Origin of the sequence: Embleya scabrispora (genome assembly GCF_002024165.1) — a bacterium.
Lineage (GTDB): Bacteria > Actinomycetota > Actinomycetes > Streptomycetales > Streptomycetaceae > Embleya > Embleya scabrispora_A.
On the sequence record NZ_MWQN01000002.1, the window covers coordinates 361,667 to 381,362 of the forward strand.

At 72.6% G+C, this 19,696-nt stretch carries 17 protein-coding genes; 6 read left to right on the forward strand and 11 right to left on the reverse strand.

Annotated features, from left to right (window positions below; all coding sequences use genetic code 11):
* The first annotated feature begins 121 nt into the window (after positions 1-121).
* A complete protein-coding gene (locus B4N89_RS32105) occupies positions 122-1,237 on the forward strand; it encodes a PP2C family protein-serine/threonine phosphatase (protein WP_161500890.1) in 1,116 nt (371 codons plus the stop codon).
* A 286-nt stretch (positions 1,238-1,523) separates the two neighbouring features.
* Here B4N89_RS32105 and B4N89_RS32110 read toward each other — a convergent pair whose 3' ends face one another.
* From B4N89_RS32110 to B4N89_RS32135, 6 genes are all read right to left on the reverse strand, one after another.
* On the reverse strand, positions 1,524-2,216 hold the full coding sequence (locus tag B4N89_RS32110; RefSeq protein ID WP_078979993.1) for an RraA family protein: 693 nt from the start codon (positions 2,214-2,216) through the stop codon (positions 1,524-1,526).
* A gap of 120 nt (positions 2,217-2,336) precedes the next feature.
* A complete protein-coding gene (locus B4N89_RS32115; protein ID WP_078979994.1) occupies positions 2,337-3,005 on the reverse strand; it encodes a response regulator in 669 nt (222 codons plus the stop codon).
* Position 3,006: 1 nt separating this feature from the next.
* Complete coding sequence (locus tag B4N89_RS32120; protein WP_235619035.1) at positions 3,007-4,251, reverse strand: sensor histidine kinase; 1,245 nt, start codon at positions 4,249-4,251, stop codon at positions 3,007-3,009.
* Positions 4,248-5,102: an ABC transporter permease gene (locus tag B4N89_RS32125; protein WP_078979995.1), complete on the reverse strand. Its 855-nt coding sequence runs from the start codon at positions 5,100-5,102 to the stop codon at positions 4,248-4,250. Before B4N89_RS32125 ends, B4N89_RS32120 begins: the two co-directional genes overlap by 4 nt.
* Positions 5,102-6,112: an ATP-binding cassette domain-containing protein gene (locus tag B4N89_RS32130; RefSeq protein ID WP_078979996.1), complete on the reverse strand. Its 1,011-nt coding sequence runs from the start codon at positions 6,110-6,112 to the stop codon at positions 5,102-5,104. The genes B4N89_RS32125 and B4N89_RS32130 overlap by 1 nt, the downstream gene beginning before the upstream one ends.
* Before the next feature lie 255 nt (positions 6,113-6,367).
* Positions 6,368-7,051: a TetR/AcrR family transcriptional regulator gene (locus B4N89_RS32135; RefSeq protein WP_078979997.1), complete on the reverse strand. Its 684-nt coding sequence runs from the start codon at positions 7,049-7,051 to the stop codon at positions 6,368-6,370.
* Between the two features lie 162 nt (positions 7,052-7,213).
* Here B4N89_RS32135 and B4N89_RS32140 point away from each other — a divergent pair, with 162 nt between their 5' ends.
* From B4N89_RS32140 to B4N89_RS32155, 4 genes are all read left to right on the forward strand, one after another.
* Positions 7,214-8,176: a metal-dependent hydrolase gene (locus B4N89_RS32140; RefSeq protein WP_078979998.1), complete on the forward strand. Its 963-nt coding sequence runs from the start codon at positions 7,214-7,216 to the stop codon at positions 8,174-8,176.
* 171 nt (positions 8,177-8,347) lie between these two features.
* On the forward strand, positions 8,348-9,394 hold the full coding sequence (locus B4N89_RS32145; RefSeq protein WP_101897396.1) for a PDR/VanB family oxidoreductase: 1,047 nt from the start codon (positions 8,348-8,350) through the stop codon (positions 9,392-9,394).
* 35 nt (positions 9,395-9,429) lie between these two features.
* Positions 9,430-10,305 carry a M24 family metallopeptidase gene (locus tag B4N89_RS32150; RefSeq protein ID WP_078979999.1) on the forward strand — a complete coding sequence of 292 codons (876 nt, stop codon included), beginning with the start codon at positions 9,430-9,432 and terminating at the stop codon, positions 10,303-10,305.
* A complete protein-coding gene (locus B4N89_RS32155; protein ID WP_078980000.1) occupies positions 10,302-12,134 on the forward strand; it encodes an SDR family oxidoreductase in 1,833 nt (610 codons plus the stop codon). Before B4N89_RS32150 ends, B4N89_RS32155 begins: the two co-directional genes overlap by 4 nt.
* 111 nt (positions 12,135-12,245) lie before the next feature.
* On the opposite strand, the gene B4N89_RS32160 is transcribed toward B4N89_RS32155, so the two are convergent.
* Positions 12,246-13,439 (reverse strand): Cmx/CmrA family chloramphenicol efflux MFS transporter, encoded by a 1,194-nt coding sequence (locus B4N89_RS32160; RefSeq protein WP_078980001.1) that lies wholly within the window; start codon positions 13,437-13,439, stop codon positions 12,246-12,248.
* 66 nt (positions 13,440-13,505) lie between these two features.
* Between B4N89_RS32160 and B4N89_RS52730 the strand changes: the two genes are divergently transcribed.
* Positions 13,506-14,360 (forward strand): hypothetical protein, encoded by an 855-nt coding sequence (locus B4N89_RS52730; RefSeq protein WP_078980002.1) that lies wholly within the window; start codon positions 13,506-13,508, stop codon positions 14,358-14,360.
* Between the two features lie 195 nt (positions 14,361-14,555).
* On the opposite strand, the gene B4N89_RS32175 is transcribed toward B4N89_RS52730, so the two are convergent.
* The 4 genes from B4N89_RS32175 to B4N89_RS32190 form a co-directional block, all read right to left on the reverse strand.
* Complete coding sequence (locus B4N89_RS32175; protein WP_078980004.1) at positions 14,556-15,407, reverse strand: carbohydrate-binding protein; 852 nt, start codon at positions 15,405-15,407, stop codon at positions 14,556-14,558.
* Positions 15,408-15,480: 73 nt separating this feature from the next.
* On the reverse strand, positions 15,481-16,443 hold the full coding sequence (locus B4N89_RS32180; RefSeq protein ID WP_201261042.1) for an AraC family transcriptional regulator: 963 nt from the start codon (positions 16,441-16,443) through the stop codon (positions 15,481-15,483).
* Between the two features lie 112 nt (positions 16,444-16,555).
* Positions 16,556-16,798 carry a hypothetical protein gene (locus tag B4N89_RS32185; RefSeq protein WP_078980005.1) on the reverse strand — a complete coding sequence of 81 codons (243 nt, stop codon included), beginning with the start codon at positions 16,796-16,798 and terminating at the stop codon, positions 16,556-16,558.
* Positions 16,799-17,253: 455 nt separating this feature from the next.
* Positions 17,254-19,383 carry a glycosyl hydrolase family 18 protein gene (locus tag B4N89_RS32190; RefSeq protein ID WP_078980006.1) on the reverse strand — a complete coding sequence of 710 codons (2,130 nt, stop codon included), beginning with the start codon at positions 19,381-19,383 and terminating at the stop codon, positions 17,254-17,256.
* Positions 19,384-19,696: the final 313 nt, after the last annotated feature.

The following is a 19,696-nucleotide window of genomic DNA, read 5'->3' on the forward strand; positions in this document are numbered from 1 at the left end:
CCCGGTACTCCTCGCGCGCCCCGCCCCCACCTCGCCGGGCCGCCCGTTCGGGTGGTCACCTGTTCGGCGGGCGCCGTGCGGGCGGCATACCACTACATTCTGGGCGACCATGGACGCACCGATGAGCAGCAGGGAGCCGCAGCCGCCCGTGGCCGGAACCGCGACACGGTCGCTGTTTCGTCAGATCGCGCTGCCCGTCGGCATCCTCGTCGTGGTCACCGTCGTGGACCTGTCGACCGGTTCGTCGATGGTGTTCTATCCGTTCCTGCTGCTTGCCCCCACGCTCGCCGCCGCCACCGCGCCGCCCCTGGCGATTCTCGTCATCGGCGCCGTGTCGCTGCCGCTGCGCTACTGGCTGGCCTCGGCGGACGGCTATCTCGGGCCCGAGTACCACGAGCTGTTCAACATCAGCACGTGGATGTACGTGATGGCCACGGCGCTGGCCATGTACCTGTCCGCCGCCCGGATACGGCACGAGCGGGCCCTGGTCGCGGTCTCGGAGGTGGCCCTGGCGGCGCAGCGCGCGATCCTGATGCCGCCGACCGACGGCCTCGGCGGCCTGCGGTTGGCGGTGCGCTACTTCGCGGTGGCCGAGGGGGCGGAGCTGGGTGGGGATCTGTACATCGCGCTCGACACCCCGTTCGGGGTGCGGCTGATCATCGGGGACGTGCTCGGCAAGGGGCTGGGGGCGGTACGGACCGCCGCGATCACGATCGGCGCGTTTCGCGAGGCGGCGTACGACGAGCCGGAACTGAGCGCGGTGGCCCGCCGGGTGGATGCCAGCGTGACCCGCAACGCGCCGGCCGACCGCTTCGTGACCGCGCTGCTCGTCGAGGTGCGGGCCGAGCAGGTGGCGTTCGTACACCGGGGCCACGAGCAGCCGGTGGCGATCCGGGCGGACGGCACCGTGCACGTGCTGGAGCCGCCCGATCCCGGCCTGCCGCTGGGTCTGGGCGAACTGGACCCGGGCACGCCGCCCGAGTGGGTGGTGCCGTTCGGCGCGGGCGATCTGCTGCTGCTGATGACCGACGGCTTCGCCGACGCCCGGGACGCGGGGGGCCTGCACTATCCGCTGGTCGAACGGATCGAGGCGCTGCTCGGCGGCGAGCGGCCGGTCGCGGCGGACCCGGTGGCCGCGGTCGAGCGGCTGGGCGACGACCTGCGGCGACACGTCGGCACGCTGCGCCTGACCGACGACGCACTGGTCCTGGCGCTGTGCCACCCGCCGGACTGCTGACCGCGTACGAGCCGCGTACCTACGACGCACTGGTCCTGGCGACTGCCGACCGCGTACAGGCCGCGTACCGGCTGCGTACCGACGACGCGCAGGCACCGGCGCCGGGCCGCCCACCGGACTGCCGACCCGGTACCGGCGGCGCACCGACCGTCGCCGGGCCCCCGCCGGCCCGCCCACCGCGTGCCGACCCGCGTGCCGGCTCCCGTGGCGCGGCGCCCCGCCGCCCTCGCCGGTCCGCCCGCGCGGGGACCGCCGTCCCTCGGTTCCCGCGCGGCGCCCTCGGCCGCTACTCCTCGATCGCGCCGCCCGTGCGGCGCAGGTGTTGCCGGAAGGTGTACGACGGATCGGCGGCGCGGCGGGACAGGTAGTCGGCGAAGGTGGTCTGCTCGCGCAGGGTGTCGCCGGAGCGGATGCGGCGGGCCTGTTCGCGTTCGGTGTCGTGGATGCGGTGGGCGGTGGCCAGGACCTCCTCGACCCGGTCGGCGGCGACGAACAGAACGCCGTCCTCGTCGCCGAACACCACGTCGTCGACGCCCACCGTGTGCGGCCCGACCCGGGCCGACGTCAGCGCCTCGGGCTCACGCTCGTCCAGCCGGGTCGGTCCCGGCGGGTATGCGCCGTAGCTGAACACCGGCAGCCCGATCTCGACCAGTTCCGGCGTATCGCGGTGCAGCCCCCACACCACCAGAGCCGCCACCCCCGCCGCCTCGGCCTCCAGCACGGCCAGGTCGCCCACACACGCCTCGTCGACCCGACCGCCGTTGTCGATCACCAGCACGTCCCCCGGCTCGGCCGCCCCGAACGCCTCCAGGAACACGTCCACGCTCCCGTAGTGCCGAACCGGCAACACCCGTCCGGCGATCCGCTGCCCGGCAACCACCGCCCGGATCCCGGGCGGGGCGATCCGCAGCGGTGCGTCGACCCGGATGCAGGCGTCGGCCACGAGGGGCGTGGACAGGTCCGCGAATGCCTTGAGCATGTGCGTTCTCCGTGACTCGGCACCGTCGGGGTCGACGGCGCGCCCGATGTCTCGCCCGGCCGCATCCGAATCCGGGGTGGGAGCCGGACGACGCGGGGCCTTCGGCGAAGGTAGCGCGGTTCACAGGGGTTGCACGAGGCGGCTTTCGTAGGCGACCACCACCGCCTGGACCCGGTCGCGGACGCCGAGTTTGGCCAGGACCCGGCTGACGTGGGTCTTGATGGTGGCGTCGGACAACTGGAGGCGGGCGGCGATCTCGGCGTTGGACAGGCCCCGGGCCATCTCGACCAGGACGCCGCGTTCGCGTTCGGTCAGGCCGCCCAGGCGCGGGTCCTCGGCGCCGGGGGCGGCGTCGTGTTCGGGCAGGCGGTGGGCGAAGGTCTCCAGGAGGCGGCGGGTGATCCGGGGCGCGACCACCGCGTCGCCGGCGGCCACCGAGCGGATCGCGGCGAGCAGTTCGGCGGGCAGCGCGTTCTTGAGCAGGAAGCCGGATGCGCCGGCGCGCAGCCCGGCGAACGCGTACTCGTCCAGGTCGAACGTGGTCAGGATGAGCACCCTGGTGTCGGGGCAGCGCTCGGCGATCAGCCGGGTGGCCTCGATGCCGTCCATGCCGGGCATCCGCACGTCCATCAACACCACGTCGGGACGGGTCAGTTCGGCCAGTCGCACGGCCTGCTCGCCGCAGTCGGCCTCGCCGGCCACGCTCATGTCGTCCTGGGCGCCCAGGACCATCGTGAACGCCATCCGCAGCAGCGGCTGGTCGTCCACCACCAGTACGTCGATGGCCACGTCAGGATCCTCCCGGGTCGGTCAGGTGCAGTACGGCCGACACGCGCCAGCCGCCGCCGGGCAGCGGCCCGGCCGCCACATCGCCACCGTAGACGGCGGCGCGCTCGCGCATGCCGGCGATGCCGCTGCCGCTGCCGGTGGTGGCCGCGGTGCCGCCGGTGCCGCCGACTGCGGCGAATGCGCGCGGGCGGCCGTCGTCGACCACGCTCAACTCCACGCGCTCGGGCGAACTCCACACCCGGATCCGGGCATTCGCTCCGGGTTGGGCATGCTTGAGCGTGTTGGTCAGGGCCTCTTGGGCGAGCCGGTACACCGCGAGCTGGGCGCCCTGCGGCACCTCGCGGGTGTCGCCCTGGATGGTCAGCGTGGTCGGCAGGCCCGCCGCGCGGACCTGTTCGGCCAGCGCGCCGAGGCGGGCCAGGTCGGGCTGCGGGTGTCGGGCGGCGTCCGGTTCGTCCTCGCGCAGCACGCCCAGGAAGCGGCGCATCTCGGTGAGCGCCTGCCGGCCGGTGCCGGAGACCTGCTCCATCGCCGTCGCGGATCGGTCGGGCGTGCTGCGCACGGTCATCGCGGCGGCGTCGGCGAGGGCGACCATCACCGACAGGTTGTGCGTGACGATGTCGTGCATCTCCCGCGCGATCCGCGCGCGTTCGGCCGCGACGGCGAGTTGCGCCTGCTGCTCCTGGTCGCGCTCCAGGCGGTGGGCACGGTCCTCCAGGGCGGCCAGGTAGTGGCGTCGGGTGCGCAGGTTCGCGCCGAGCACCACCGCCGTGACGGCCATCGCGCTCAGGCCGACGAACGCGCCGAAGCGATATCCGTCCAGGGTCCAGCGCCCGACGGCCAGCACGATGCCGAGTTCGACCACGGCCAGCGCGTACAGCGTCCGGCGCCGGTCGCGGGTGGCGGCCACCGTGTACAGCGCGATCAGCAGGCTCGCGTCGGCGCCGGTGTGCGCGTCGATGATCCACTGGACCAGGGCCACGCTCGCGATCACCGCGAACACCGCCTCCGGGGCCCGGCGGCGCAGCGCGAGCGGCAGGATCAGGGCCAGCCCGATCACCGACCAGCCGGACAGCCGCAGCAGGTGGCCGGCCTCGAAGATGAGCACCAGGCCCACCGCCACGGTGGTGTCGGCCCAGATCGGATGCCTGCGGGTGAAGGCCACCACGCGCGCCGGGACGGCGGCGAGCCCGTGCCCGCCGCCGTCCCCTCGCAGCGCCGTACCGATGCGCCGTGCCGTGCTCATGCGTCGCGCCTGCGCAACAACACCGCCGCTGCCGCGAGCGTCGCCGCGGTGTAGAGCGCGAAGACCGTGATGCCCGTGGTCGGGGAGAGCGCGTCGGCCGACGGATGCCAGCGGGTGAACGCCTGACCGGCCTCGCTGGGCAGATATCTGGTGATGTGGTCCTGCCACGCGGTCGGCAGGGCCTGCACCACCTGGGGCAGGACGAGCAGCAGGCCGAACACGATCGCGATGCCGCCGGCGGCGTTGCGGACGATGGCGCCGACGCCGAGCGCCAGGACGCCGGTGATCGCGAGGTAGAGGGCCACCCCGACCACCACGCGCGGCACGCCCGGGTCGCCCAGTGCGACGTCGATGTGCTCCTTGCTCAACACCGCCTGCCCGGCCAGGAACGCGATCAGGGAGGTGCCCAGCATCAGGACGAAGGTGACCGCGCCGAAGACCGCGGCCTTGGCCCACAACACGGGCAGGCGGTGCGGCACCGCGGACATCGTGGCCCGGATCGACCCGGTGGCGTACTCCCCGGTGATCACCAGCACCCCGAGTACGCCGATGGCCAACTGGGCGAGGTAGAGGCCGGTCAGGCTCGCGTTGGGCGCGGAGAACCGCGCGCGCTCGGCGGCGCCGGTGTCCGGCCAGCGGTCGACCGTGCCGGAGGTGACCAGCAGGCCGAGTGCGATCACCACGAAGACCGCGGCGACCAGGACCCAGAACGTCGAGCGCAGGCTGCGCAGTTTGATCCATTCGGCGCGGAGCACGCGGACGAAGGTGACTCGACCGCGCCCGGCGGCGCGGGAGGCGAAGTCGGGGGTGGGGGCGGGAGCGGGGGTGCCGGGGGTGATCGTGGTCGACATCAGGCGGCCCTGCCCCGGGTACGCGGGCCGGTGTGGGGGCGGGTGTTCGGGTCGGTGTGCGGGCCGGTGTCCGCGCCCGCGTGGGTGCCGCCGGTGCCGCTCGACGGGCCGCTCACCCGATACTCGACCGCGTCGCGCGTCGACTCCATGAACGCCTCCTCCAGGGACACCCGATGCGGGACCAGTTCGAACAGGGTGATGCCGTGCGCCGCCGCGATCCGGCCGATGTCGTCGCTGGAGACCCCGCTGACCTCCAATACGTCGCGCTCCTCGGTCGCGATCCGCACCTCGGGCCCGAACAGCAGCGCCCGCAGCCGGTCGGCGTCGGGGGTGCGGACCCGGACCTGGTCCGGCGCGGCGCCGGCGATGAAGTCCGCGACCGACGTGTCGGCGATCAGCCGGCCCCGACCGACCACGATCAGGTGCTCGGCGGTGAGCGCCATCTCGCTCATCAGGTGCGAGGAGAGGAAGACCGTACGTCCCTCGGCGGCGAGCGACTTGAGCAGGGTACGGATCCACAACACGCCCTCGGGGTCGAGGCCGTTGACCGGTTCGTCCAGGACCAGCGTCGCCGGGTCGCCGAGCAGTGCGGTGGCGATGCCGAGCCGCTGGCCCATGCCGAGCGAGAAGCCGCCGACGCGCCTGCGGGCCACGTCGTCCAGGCCGACCATCCGGATCACCTGGTGCACCCGACGGGTGGGGATGCCGGTGGTGGCGGCCATGGACAGCAGGTGGTGGTACGCCGAGCGGCCGGTGTGTACCGCCTTCGCCTCCAGGAGCGCGCCGACCTCGTGCAGCGGGGCGGAATGGTCGGCGTAGCGGCGGCCGTTGACGGTGACCGAGCCGGAGGTGGGGCGGTCCAGACCCAGGATCATCCGCATGGTGGTGGACTTGCCGGCGCCGTTGGGACCCAGGAAGCCGGTGACCACGCCGGGACGGACGGTGAAGCTCAACCCGTCCACGGCGGTCTTGGGGCCGTAGCGTTTGGTCAGTGCTTCGGCTGTGATCATCGCTGGGTCTCCGCGGCTCCGGTGCGTCGACGCCTCCCCGGGGAGGGCCGCCGGGCGGGTGCCCGGTATGCCATCGACGGTAGGGAATCGGTACGGCCGTGACGATCGCCGTGCGGACGAACCTTTCGGGCGTGGACGTGCGCCCGGAGGGTGAACGGGTCCGCCCCGGGGATGACGCGGGCCGGGTGCGCGGGTGGGGTGCGGGACGTGTGCCCGGGGCGGGTGCGGGTCCGGCGCCGCGGGTCGTCGCGCGTTCTACTCCGGCTGCGTCCGGGCGCGATGCAGGGCGAGTGCGGCCTCCGGTGGCTGCCACGCCGGATCGAGGTCGGCGATGGTGACGAAGGTGTCCATGAGCAGCATCACCAGCAGGTGGTGCACCTCCTCGCGGGTCAACTCCCGCCGGGCCAGCCAGTCCAGCGTGACCCCCTCGACGCAGTACAGCCAACCCACCAGCGCGGCGCGCGCGATCGGCGACAGGTCGACGCGGCCGTAGGCGCCGCCGGCGAGCGAGGTGAGCATCTCCTCGCGGACCCGTTCGCGGATGGTGAGCACGTCGGTGTCGAAGCCGACGCCGCCGCTGACCACGGTGCGGTAGGCGGCCTCGTTGCCCTGGGCGAAGCGCAGATAGCCGTCCAGCACCTTGCGCAGCCGGTCGGCCGCCGGTTGGTCGGCGTCGCTGCGGGCGCGGGCGACGAGGTCGGCGACCGAGTCCTCGATCACCGCGACGTAGTAGCCGCGCTTGTTCCGGAAGTAGTAGTAGAGCAGGCCCTTGGCGACGTTGGCCCGGCTCGCGATCTCGTCCACGGACAGCGCGTCGTAGGAGGTGTTCGCGAACAACTGGCGCCCGATGGCCACGAGTTCGGCACGACGGGCCTGCGAGCGCTCGGAGTCGGGCGGGGTTCGGCGACCCTCCGTGCGGGATCCTTGACTCTTGTTCAAATCGGGGCCTGGTTTCGGTCGCGGCGACGGCGGCGGGTACGCGCAGAGTATCGAAACGGGCGGGCGCTCGAAGTATTGACTTTTATTCAACACTCCCTACTGTGAGGTAACAAGACAGGTGACCAGAGAGGCAGCAAGAGTTCCCCACGAAGGAGCACCGTCATGTCCTCGGCTCCCCCCGACACACCGCTTCCCCGCCTCCCCCGCCTCGGCCGCCGATCGGCTCGAACCCCGGCCAGGGGACCGGCCGTTCGTGCCGACGAGCACCACGACCTCGCGCTCAACCCGCGAGACGTGCGCTTCGACTGGTCGCGCCTGCCGATGCACTGGGTCCCGCGGGAGCCGATGGCCACGCACACGATGAACGTGCTGCACCTGCTGCTCCCCGAGGGCGAACGCTGGTTCGTGCGCACCTTCCGGGAGGCGTTGCCGCTGGTAACCGACGAGCGGCTGCGCGAGGACGTGATCGGCTTCATCGGCCAGGAGTCCGTACACGCCGAGGCCCATCAGGGGGTGCTCGACCTGCTGCTCGCCAAGGGCCTGGACCCCGCGCCGTTCGTGCGCCAGGTCGAATGGCTCTTCCACCGCGTGCTCGCCGGCCGGGCCGACCTCACCGGCCCGGCCGGCCGCGAGCACCTGATCGAGCGGGTCGCGATCATCGCCGCGATCGAGCACTTCACCGCGTTCCTCGGCGACTGGGTGCTCAACGCGCCCGGCCTGGACCGGGCCGGGGTCGACCCGGTGATGCTGGACCTGCTCCGCTGGCACGGCGCCGAGGAGGTGGAACACCGCAGCGTGGCCTACGACTTGCTGGTCCACCTCGACCCGGGCTATCTGCGTCGGATGCGCACGATGGCGGTCACCGGACCGGTGCTCACCTGGATGTGGGTGCGCGGTGTGCGCTTCCTGATGCTGGCCGACCCCGAGCTCGAGGGCCGGGTCCGGCCCACGTGGCGCGCGTACGTACAGGCGTCGCGGCGCGGGTTGTTGCCGGGGCTGACCGGCGCGGCCCGCTCCGCCGCGCGGTACGTCAAGCCGCGCTACCACCCGACCCAGGAGGGCTCGACCGGGCAGGCCGTGGCGTATCTGGCCCGATCGCCGGCAGCTCGGGCGGCTGCCCGGTGATTCGCCGTACCCCCTTCGATCCGGACACCGAGGATGCCGAGGATGCCGATGAGCCCGTCCATACCACCGACTTCCGCGCCGTCGGGGCACTTTGGCCCGCCACCGCCCGCCGCGCCGTCGGGGCCGGTCACCCCGCCGCCGGACCTGTACGGCCGCGAGCGCGGCGACCGGATGATGCGGGCGCTGACCGTCCTCGGCCGCGTCCACACCGAGGTGGTCGCCCGTCGCGGCCGGCGTCCGGCCAGAGTGGGCGCGCCGAACGCCGCCGCCGTACGTCCCGAAGGACTCGAACTGGTGGTGCGCGAGCGGGTGGTCGAGGCCGAGGACGTGGTCTCCCTGCGGCTGACCGCGCCGGCCGGCGGCCGACTGCCCCGCTGGCAGCCGGGTGCCCACCTGCTCCTGCTGCTGCCGTCCGGACGCCGCCGGCACTACTCGCTGTGCGGCGACCCCGAGGACCGCTACACCTATCGGATCGCGGTGCGCCGACTGGCCGAGGGCGGCGGTGGATCGATCGAGATGCACGACGCGTTGCCGGTGGGTGCCACGCTGCGAACCGCCGGGCCGCGCAACGCGTTTCCGTTCGCCGCCGAACCCGCCGTGTTGTTCCTGGCCGGCGGCATCGGCATCACCCCGATCCTGCCGATGGTGCGGCGGGCCGCCCGGGTCGGATCGGACTGGCGGCTGATCCATCTCGGCCGGACTCGCGACTCGCTGCCCTTCGGCGCCGAACTGGCGGGACTGGGCGGCGCCGAGGGGCGGGTCGAGGTGCGTGCGGACGACGAGGAGGGGCCGCCCGACTGCGCCGAACTGCTCGGCCGTGCGCCCGTCGGGGCGGCGGTGTACTGCTGCGGGCCGGCGCCGATGTTGGCCGCCGTACGCACGGCCGTCGAAGCGGGTCCGGCCGGAGGTCTGCACTTCGAGCGTTTCGCGCCGGCGCCCGTGGTCGACGGCCACCCGTTCACCCTCCGCCTGCGGCGCAGCGGCATCGAGTTGCCGATACCGGCCGACCGGCCGGCGCTCGACGTGCTGCGTGAGGCCGATCCCGACACCGCCTACTCCTGCCGGCAGGGCTTTTGCGGCGTGTGTCGGGTCAATGTGGTGGCCGGCACCGTTCAGCACCGCGACCTGCGCCTGACCGACGACGAACGCGCGGCCGGCGCGATGCTGATCTGCGTCTCCCGCGCCGCCGAGGGCGAGCACCTGGTCCTCGACCTGTGACCCGCACGACCTCCCTTTCCCAAAGGCGGCGTTTGATGAGCACACGGCTACGGGTCGCGGCGGCACGCGTGCCCGGGGGCATGCCGGCGTTCCGGTACGACGAGGACGACCTGGAGCGATTCCGCGACGTGCAGCGGCTGGCGTATCGGTGCGCCGAGCGGGTCGCGGCCTGGATCGAACCGGGCGTCACCGAGCGGCAGACCGCCGCGCGACTCGGGCGGGAGTTGGCGGCGGAGGGTGTCCGGGACTGCTTCCACATCCCGTTCGTGTGGTTCGGCGACCGCACCGCGTTCCGCGACTTCCGTACTCCGCTGCAATTCTTCCCGAGCGGCCGGGTCCTGACCGAGGGCATGCCGTACGTGCTGGACTGCGCGCCGATCGTGGACGGGTACACCGGCGACATCGGCTACGCGGGCAAGGTCGGCGAAAATCCGGTCTGGGACCGGGTCGTGGCCGATCTCGGCGCCTACCGCGAGCTGATCGTGGCCGAGGTCCGCCGACGCAAGCCGCTCGACGACGTGTACCGGGCGGTGGACGCACTGACCGTCGCGCACGGCTACGACAACCGGCATCAGGTCTATCCGGGGCGGGTGATCGCCCATCAGGTCACCCGCGTCACCCTGCGCCGACCGATCGGGGTGAACGTCCTCGGCTTCGGTGTGCGCACGATTCGCACCCTCGGTCGGGAGCTGATCGCCGAGCGGCTGCACGGGCGTTCGCCGTTGTGGGCGGACGGTCGGGCATCGCGGCATGCGCCGACCCCGGGCCTGTGGGCGGTGGAACCGCACATCGCGCTGCGCGCGGTGGGCGCCAAATTCGAGGAGTTGCTGGTGGTCACCGACGACGACGCGTACTGGCTCGACGACGACGTGCCGCACGTGCGGCGGCTGCGCGAAGTGGGGTCGCGATGACGGCGGGGGCCTCCGAAGAGGTCGTGAACGAAGGCGTCGTGAAGGCCGCCCGGGCGGCGGACGAGGTCGGCAGCGTGCGCGCTCGATCCGTCGTCTCCGGTGGGGTCCGGCTCGCGGTGTACGAACAGGGGCCGGTGGACGGCCCGTTGGTACTGCTGGTGCACGGTTACCCGGACACCCACCACGTCTGGGACGACGTCGCCGCCGATCTGGCGCACGACCACCGGGTGGTGCGCTACGACGTGCGCGGCGCGGGGGCGTCGGGGGCGCCCGGGAGTCGATACGGCTATCGGCTGGAGCAGTTGGCCGCCGACCTGTTCGCCGTGCTGGACGCGGTGAGCCCGGATCGGCCGGCGCACCTGCTCGCCCACGACTGGGGTTCGATCCAGGCCTGGGAGGCGGTCACCGACCGGGCCGGGCCGCGCCGGATCGCCTCGTACACCTCGATCTCGGGGCCGTGCCTGGACCACGTCGGACACTGGGCCAGACGCCGACTGGCCCGACCCACGCCACGGCATCTGCGCCAACTCGCGGCCCAGTCGGCGCGTTCGTGGTACATCGCGGCGTTCCACCTGCCGATGCTCGCACCTGCGGCCTGGCGGTCGGGGCTCGCGGCGCGTTGGGGCGGGCTGTTGGCCCGGGCCGAGGGGGTGCGGCCGCGCGCGGGTCACCCGCAGGCCACGCTCGCCGACGACGCGGTGCGCGGCATCGCGCTGTACCGGGCCAACATGCTGCCCCGGATGCTGCTTCCGGGGCGGCGCGAGACGACCGTGCCGGTGCAGCTGATCACGCTCGCCGAAGATTCGTACGTCGGCGCTGCGTTGTCCGAGGACCTGGACCGCTGGGTGCCCCGATTGTGGCGGCGCACGATCGCGGCCGCCCACTGGTCGGCCCTCCTGGAGAAAGGCCCGACCGTGGCCCGGATGACCCGCGAATTCGCCGCACACGTCGACCACGGCACCACGACGCCCGACCTCGACGCGGCCCGGCGTCACGAACGGCCGCCGGGGAAGGACCCGTTCGCGGGCCGGCTCGCCCTGATCACCGGCGCGGGCGGTGGAATCGGCCGAGCCACCGCAGTCGCGTTCGCCGAACAGGGCGCCGACGTCGTGGTGTGCGACATCGACTCCGCCGGAGCCGAACGCACCGCCGAACTGGCCCGTCTGTACGGGCGTTCGGCGCACGTGTATCGCGTCGACGTGTCCGACGGCGCGGCCGTGGACGCCTTCGCGGCAAAGGTCGCGGCGGCACACGGCGTCCCGGACATCGTGGTCAACAACGCGGGCGTCGGCCACTACGGCACGTTCCTGGCCACCACCGACGCCGAGTGGAAGCGGGTGCTGGACGTCAACCTGTGGGGCGTCGTCCACGGCTGCCGGGCCTTCGGCACGCTGCTGGCCGAACGGGGCGAGGGCGGACACATCGTCAACATCGCCTCGGCGGCGGCGTACACCCCTTCCAAGATGCTGGCGGCCTACGCGACCACCAAGGCGGCGGTGGCCATGCTGTCGGACTGCCTACGCGCCGAACTCGCCGGATCCGGCGTGCGGGTGACCACGATCCACCCGGGCATCGTCAACACCGGAATCACCCGCAGCACCACCTTCTCCGGAATGAACACCGCCGACCAGGCCGCACACCGAGAACGAGCGTCCAGACTCTACGCCCGCCGCGACTACCCGCCGGAAAAGGTGGCGGACCGCATCGTAGGAGCCATCCGTCACCGCCAAGCCGTAGCCCCGATAACCCCGGAAGCCCGAGTCGCGTGGTGGCTGAGCCGCCTGTCCCCCACAACGATGCGACTACTGGCCCGCGCAGGCATCGCCTGACCAATCCCCGAGCATCCGGCGGCGGCCCACCCGTGAGGGCCCTGGCGGACCGACCCCACCGCCCCGCCCCGCGACGCGGGGCGGGTCTGGGCCGGCGGCCGGGGGCTTTGGTCAGATGTGTTCGGTGGGCTTGGGGACTCGCTGGGGGTCGGGTTCGTGGTGACGGTGGCGGGTTGTTGCCGCCACTGTCAGGGCCAGGAGTGTCAGGGCTGCGCTGGTTGCGAGGGGGGCTCGGTAGCCGAGGTCGGCGTTGATGGTCAGGCCGCCGAGCCAGGGGCCCAGGGTGCCGCCGATGTTGAAGGCGGAGGTGGCCAGGGCGCCGGATAGGCCGGAGGTGTCCTGGGAGAGGCGAAGTACGCGGGCGATCAAGGCCGTTCCGGTTGCGAAGGCGAGCATGCCCTGGATCGCGACCAGGGTGATTGCCGCCCACGGGGTGCCCGCCGTGTACGCGAACAGGGCCCAGCCGACGGCCGAGGCCACCATCCCCCACCCGATCACCCGGGTCGGATGCCGGTCGACGATCCGGCCCGCGATGGTGACGCCGACGAACGAGCCGACTCCGAACAGGGCGAGGGCGATCGGGACCCAGCCGTCGCCCAGGCCGGTGACCTCGGTGATCACCGGCTCGAAGTAGGAGAACGCGCAGAAGGTGGCGCCCTGGACGAGGGCCATCACCGACAGCGTCAGCAGCAGCGGCCGGGTGAGCAGGGCACGAAGTTCCCGACGGGTGTCGGCCGACGGGGCCGGCTGCGCCGGTGGCGCGTGGTCGGGGATGGTTCGGGCGATGGCGAGTACGGCCGGCAGCGACACCAGGGCCACCGCCCAGAACGCCGCGCGCCAGCCCCACCGGTCACCCAGGAGCGCGCCGGCCGGTACGCCGACCACGCAGGCGACGGTGACGCCGCCGACCACCACCGAGGTGGCGCGGGCCCGCTGTTCGGGTCGGACCAGGTCGATCGCGGTCACCAGGGCGACCGCCCAGAAGCCGGCGTTGGCCAGTGCGCCGACTACGCGGGTGGCCAGCAGGACCGGGTAGTTCGGGGTGAGCGCGCCCACCACGTGCGCGGCGATGAACAGGCACAGGAAGAACAGCAGTGCGCGGCGGCGTGGTTGCCGGCGACCGACCAGCGCCATCGCGGGCGCGCCCACCACCATCCCGACGGCGAATGCCGAGGTCAGCAGTCCGGCGGTGGGAATGGACACGTGCAGATCGTCGGCGATGCCCGAGAGCAGGCCGGAGAGCATGAACTCCGAGGTGCCCTGGGCAAAAACCGCGAGCCCGAGCACATATACGGCGAATGGCATGACGAAACCCCATGGACGTCCGATGGATTAACTCACGGCTCGACACCGGCGACTCCGGTGGCGGCCATGTCCGAGGACGCCCGCGGCCATTGCGGCCACGCGGCTTCAGCTCAGCGACAGGGGATCGGCCACCGGCTCACCGGCGGCCGTCGTCTGTCCGACTCGGGGTTGCACACGGGAGCGAAGCTACCAGTTCCGAGCACGGCGCCTCCACCGGGATTTCGCGCCACGCTCCGAGTGGCGTGTCCCGAAGAGAAGAATGGGCCGCTGTTCTCGGCCTCGATCGTGCAGGGAGCGGGTGCCGGTACCGGCGGGGCGCGATATCGCGTTGATCCTTCTCAAGCCCTCGTGCCGTACCCGGGTCTCGTTCGTCGTCGCGGCGACGCGGTCCGGTGCGCATCCGGAGACCTACCCGTCACATACGTCGGCGACGGCCGCAACAACGTGGCCCGGACCCTGGCCGTCGCCGCCGTCGAGCTCGGGCTCGACCTGCGTGTCCTGGCCCCGGAGCCGCTGCATCCGGATCCCGCGTCGATCGCCGAACTGCTCGCCGGGGCCGGGTCGTCGCGGGCCGCGATCACCGTCACCGCGGCGCCGGCGGAGGCGCCGGCCGGCTCGGCCGCGATGTTGGGCGACGTATGGGTGTCCATGGGCGAGGAGGAGACCGACCGTCGTATCGAGCTGCTGCGCGACCTGAAGGTCACACCCGAGCTGATGGCCCGCACCGGCCGCGCCGACACCGTCCACCTGCGCTGCCTGCCCGCCTTCCACGACCTGGAGACCGAGACCGCGCGGGCCCGTCCCGACCTCCGCGAGATGGCGGACGAGGTCTTCGAGGGCCCGCGCGGTCGGGTGTTCGACCAGTCGGAAAACCGCATGCACACCGCCAAGGCCCTGATGCAACTCACCATCGCGGGCTGAACGGTCGCGCACGCCCCAAGGAGTCCACCCCGATCGAACCGGCCCGACCGGGCCAACCGGCCCGGCCGTTCCCACCGACCACGCGGGCCCCACGAATCGCGCGGTCGTGCCCGACGACGGCGCCCACGAACACCGGGCCCCGGCGGGTGGCACCGCCGGGGCCCGTGATCGACTCGCCTCCCCCGGCGATGTCGATCAGATCCGCTGCCACAGAGCCGGCACGTTCGGCGGCTCCCATCCCGAAATTGCCGTATGCCCCTGGAGGCAGCGGTAGTTCTGGCCGCCATAGGACACCGTGGCACCGGCGGCGTAGTTGGTGCCCGCCCGCCAGGTACCGCCGGGCGGGTTGGTCGGCGGCTCGCTCGTGGGCGGCTGGCTGGTCGGCGGCTGGCTCGTCGGCGGGACTCCGGCGATGTTGAGGACGAAGTCGAAGGTCGCCTCCTTGCCGGGGTTGCCGTTGCGTACGTTCATCAACAGCCGCGCGTCGAAGATCGTGTCGGTGTTGTTGCGCGGCTCACCCGGGAAGTAGGTCTGCGTGGTCAGGATCCCGCGGTTGGGCGCCTGGACCTTCATGTGCAGGTGCCGAGTGCGGCCCGGGTACAGGCCCGGTACCACCGTGGTCAGCTTGTACGCACCCTGCGCGTTGGTGAACTGGTGGCCGCGGAAGGTGTATCCGACGTTGTCGTACTCGCCGTTGGTGTCCGCCTGCCAGAAGTCCAGCAGCACGTTGGCCAGTGGCTGACACGCGCGGTTGAACACGTAGCCGGACACCACCAGTGGCGTTCCGGCTCCGGTGAGCACCGACCGCTCCGGGGAGTTGGGCTTGAAGTACGGCCCTTCAGTCTGGTCGATGGTGGGCGCGTCGCCGTCGTGGCAGAACGGCGTCGGGGCCAACGGGCCGCCGCTGCTGCGCTGCGCCCGGGCCAGCGCGGGCACGCCGCCGATCAGCAGCGGCAGCGGAGCGGCGATCAGCGCCGCCTTGAGCAGATTCTTGCGGGTGATGCCGCGCCCGGCGGGCTCGTCCTGATCGGTGATCTCGGGGTCCATGGCGACCTCCTCGGCGAGGGGACGGGCGGGCAGCGTCGACGAATCGATCCGCCCGCTCGCGATTGGTCTGAACCTATGCTCGCCGGTCGCGGGCGTCGATGGACAAAGCACGGCTCTCGTGGTGCTTCGCGTTGATCTCGCGGCGATACTCCCCCGGGGTGCTCCCGGTCTCGCGACGAAAGAACCGGCAGAAGTACGCGGGGTCCGCGAAACCCACCCTGTCCGCGACCTGACGCACTGTCAGGTCACTGCCGGCGAGCAGCCGTTTGGCCTCCACCACCTGCGCCTGGCGAATGATCCGGCCGGGGGTGCGCCCGGTGGCGGTCTTCACCGCGTGGTTGAGATGGCCCACCGAGACGCCGAGGCGGTCGGCGTAGGCACCGACCGTACGCTCGACCGGATCCGGATCCGGCGGGCCGTCCAGGAGCCGGGCGAAGCGCTGGGCGAGCGCCGCGGTCGGCCCCGGATCGGGTTGTCCCGGATCCGAACGCCTCGCGTCCTGCCGGGAGTCGGGGCCGTCCCACACCGCCAGTCGGGCCGCACGCAGGATCAGCACATGCAGATACGCCTGGAGCACCGGGATGAATCCCACACCCTGTTCGGCGTATTCGCGACGCAACTCGGCCACCACGCCCAGTAGTCCGGGTGCCGCCTCCGGCGTGGGCCGCAGCCGCGCACAACCGGACAGGTCGCGGACGGTGTCCCGGTCCTCGGGGTGCGCGAACAGGAAGTCGTCGTTGAACAGCACGACCCAGCCCGTGAGATCCTGCATGCGATGCCAGAAGTGCACCTGGCCGGGGGCGATGAAGAACAACTGCGGCGGAGACACCGACCGGGGCACCAGATCCAATACGTGGGTACCGCGCCCGCCGGTGACGATGGCGATCTCGTAGAAGGTGTGCCGGTGTGGGAAATCGGCCCGGGACAGCGGGCCGATGCTGTCGAACGAGCCGACGGCGAACGGCAGGACGCTCGGCGCGGGCACCTCGAGGCGGTGCAGCGGAACCGCCGGGCGGAGCTGGGTGGACGCGGTCATCGGCGCCTCCCGGCGCCGGTGCGGCGGGTTGGTCGCGGGTGGGTGTTGCGTGCCATGTCGGCCCCCTGGCGGTTCTCGGACGATGCGGCCGGCGCTCGATCAGCGGTTCAGGTTAGGCCGTTCCGCGCCGACTGCCGGGCGGATCGCGCGGCAACGGCACGAACTGGCAAACCAAACCGTGTGCCACCTGCCGCAACGGCCGGCCGACGGGGTTCGCACCCCGCCCGACCGGCGCCGCCGCCGAGTTCGCTCGGCCCGCCCGCACCCGCACCCGGGCGAGCGGGAAGTACACCGCGCCGGAGACCACGATCGGCAGGAACCGACCCGGGTCGGCGCCGATCGTCCGGGCGCTCACCCATCCGTCGATCAGCGGTGAATGGACGGTCGGCAGACCGGGTGACCGTCCCGCACACCATGGCCACGATGCAGCTCACGTTCACCCCGCCGGTACCCCAGTAGCGGTTGCCGGGGGCGGTGGTGTGGATCGCGGTGTGGTCGTAGCGCCGGCGCCGCGACATGTCGAGCCGGCGAAGCAGGCGACGCGGCGCGGCCGGCGGGCCCGGCAAGGCGCTGAGCCGTCCCCGCCGGCTCGGGCGCACCGGACGGCGCGGGCGGCAGGCGGGGCCGGGCGGCGCCGGCAGCACTGTCGGCAGGCGCGGCGGGGGATTCGCGTCCGGCATGGGGCAACCGGGCGCCGGCTCGCGGTGGGGTCGCGAGCCGGCGTCCGGGCTTCGGGGGGCGATCGCGGCGGTGTCGGGGTGGTCCCGTGCGTCCGGCGGGAGGCACGGGACCGGTCCCGGCACCATGGCCTCAGCTGATCGCGAAGTCGTCGCCGTAGACCGAGCCCTGCCCGTACCAGCCGTGCAGGTAGACCGTCACGCTGCCGGACGCGCCGACCGTGAACGGCACGGTCAGCTTGGCCCACGTGGTCCCGGGCGAGGACCAGGTGCTGGCCGTCGCGCCCCCGCTCACGCCCAGGTAGGCGTAGTTGCCGCGAACCCAAGCGGTGAGGGTGTGGGTCGAGTTGGGGGCGAGTTGCAGGGTCTGCCGGCATTCCCCGGTCTGTGCCGCGCCGGCCGCCACCTCCAGGGCGTGCGTGCCGCCGTGCGTGGGCGTGGCGACCACCGCTCCGCCGGGCTGGCAGGTCCACGGAGCCAGCGAGCCGCTTTCCAGGTCGGCGTTGAGCAGGCCGCCGGAGGAGCCGTTGACGGTGAGTGTGTACACCGTGCTGTGCGTGGCCGACGGGCTGGTGCCGGTGACGGTGATCGGATAGGTGCCGGGGGAAAGGGCCGCGGTGGTGGAGATGTTCAGCGTCGCGGATCCGCCCGTGGTGACCGAGGTCGGGGTGACCGTGGCGGTGAGGCCGTTGCCGGTGCCGGACACGGTCAGTGCGATGGTTTCGGCCGCGCCGGCGGCGATCCCGGTGGTGAGTGTCGACGAGGTACCGCCGCCCTGCGTGACACTGCCCGACGCGGGACCGGCGGACAGCGTGAAGTCGTTGGTGACCGGCCCGGAGGTGATCTTCAGCGAGTAGGTCGCGCTGTGCGTGGCGGAGGCGCCGACCCCGGTGACGGTGAGCGGGTAGGTGCCGGGGGTCGCCGTCGCGGAGGCGCTGACGTTCAGCGTCGCGGATCCGCCCGCGGTGACCGTACCGGGCGTGATGGACGCGCTCACCCCGCTGGGGGCGCCGGTCACGGTGAGCGCGACGTTCTGCGCGCTGCCCTGGGTGACGGCGGTGCTGATCGTCGACGAGGTGGTACCGCCGAGCGCGACCGAGCCGGTGGTCGGATTCAGGGTGAGCGCGAAGTCGTTGGTGACCGGTCCGCCGCCGGTGAACGGCGCGAAGGTGTGGGTGAACTGCCATTGCTCCTGCGGGATTCCGGAGCAGTTGTCCTGCGCCGTGCCCCCCGGGCACGAGCCGTTGTCGCGCTGGAGGGCCCACATCGACAGGGTGCTGATGCCCTGCGTCTTGGCCCAGTCGACGACGGTGACCGCGTCGGCGGTGGTGAACGTCTCGGCGGGGCCGAAGTCGTCCACGCCGGGCATCACGGTGACGCCGACCATGGCCCACAGTTCGGCCTGGGTCTTGTTCGGGTACAGCTGGGCGAGTTGGTTCTTCAGGCCGGTCGCGGCGCTCTTCGCGTCGTTGGCCATCTGGTGCGGCTGGTTGTCGTAGTAGTCGAACGTCATGATGTTGACGACGTCGACCTTCGTGCCGTTGCTCACCGCGTTGCGCAGCACCGCGAGGCCGCTGTCGGCCAGGCCCGAGGTCGTGGTCGGCAGGGTGTACTGGACCTGCAGCGAGCGGTTGTTGCTCGCCGCCCACGCCTGGACCTGCTTGAGCGCCTTGTTGCGGCGGTCGATGCCGGCCGTGTTGGTCAGCGAGTTGTCCTCGATGTCGAGGCAGATGCGGCTGATGTCGTAGGTGGAGATCACGTTCTCCATCGCCGTCGCGATGGAGTTGACGTTGGTGCAGCTGTCGGCGATCTCGGTGCCGGTGTTGTCCGCGGTGTAGCCGCCGAACGACGGGATCACGTCGCCGCCGGCCGCGCGGATCCTGGCGATGTCCGCGCCGAACGTGGACTGGGCGATGGGCATTCCGGTGTCGCCGTTCCAGTACGGCGTACACGAGCCCTTGCTCGGGGTCTGGATGAAGGCCATGGTCAGGTACTTCGCGCCGGACTGGGCGGCCAGCGTCGCCGGGTTCTCCCCCGTCCACGCCTCGAAGTACGGCGCGAACACGCGGGTGGGCAGCGGTGTGGCGGCCTGTGCGTTTGCCTGTCCGGCCGTGGCGGGCGCCGCCGCGGTCGCCTGTGCGGTGGTCGACGTGGTTTCCGCGGCGGCATTCGCGGCGCCGCCCGAGGTCAGCACGAGGCCCAGCGACGCGGCGGCGGTGGCCACCACGGTCGCCAGGGTGCGGAGCGGACTTGGTCGTCGCATGGGTACTCCCGCTTTCTGAGGACGAGAAAGGGACGTGCGGAGCACTGCGGGGCGGGACGGTGGGTGCGGGGTCGGCGCGGAGGGGTGGAGCCGCGGGGGGACTGATCGGTCGAGGCGGGTGGTCGGTCGGGCGTCGCGCGGTCGGGACGGGTCGGCCCGCTCGGGACGGGCCGCGCGCTCGGGGCGTTACGGGCCGGCGCGGAAGGGACGGCCGCGCCGGCGGATCGGGGGGAGGGTCGGGTGGTGCGGAGGGGCCGGCCCCGGGACCGGGCCGGTGCGAGGAGGGGTGCCGGCCCCCGGGGGACGTGGGGGG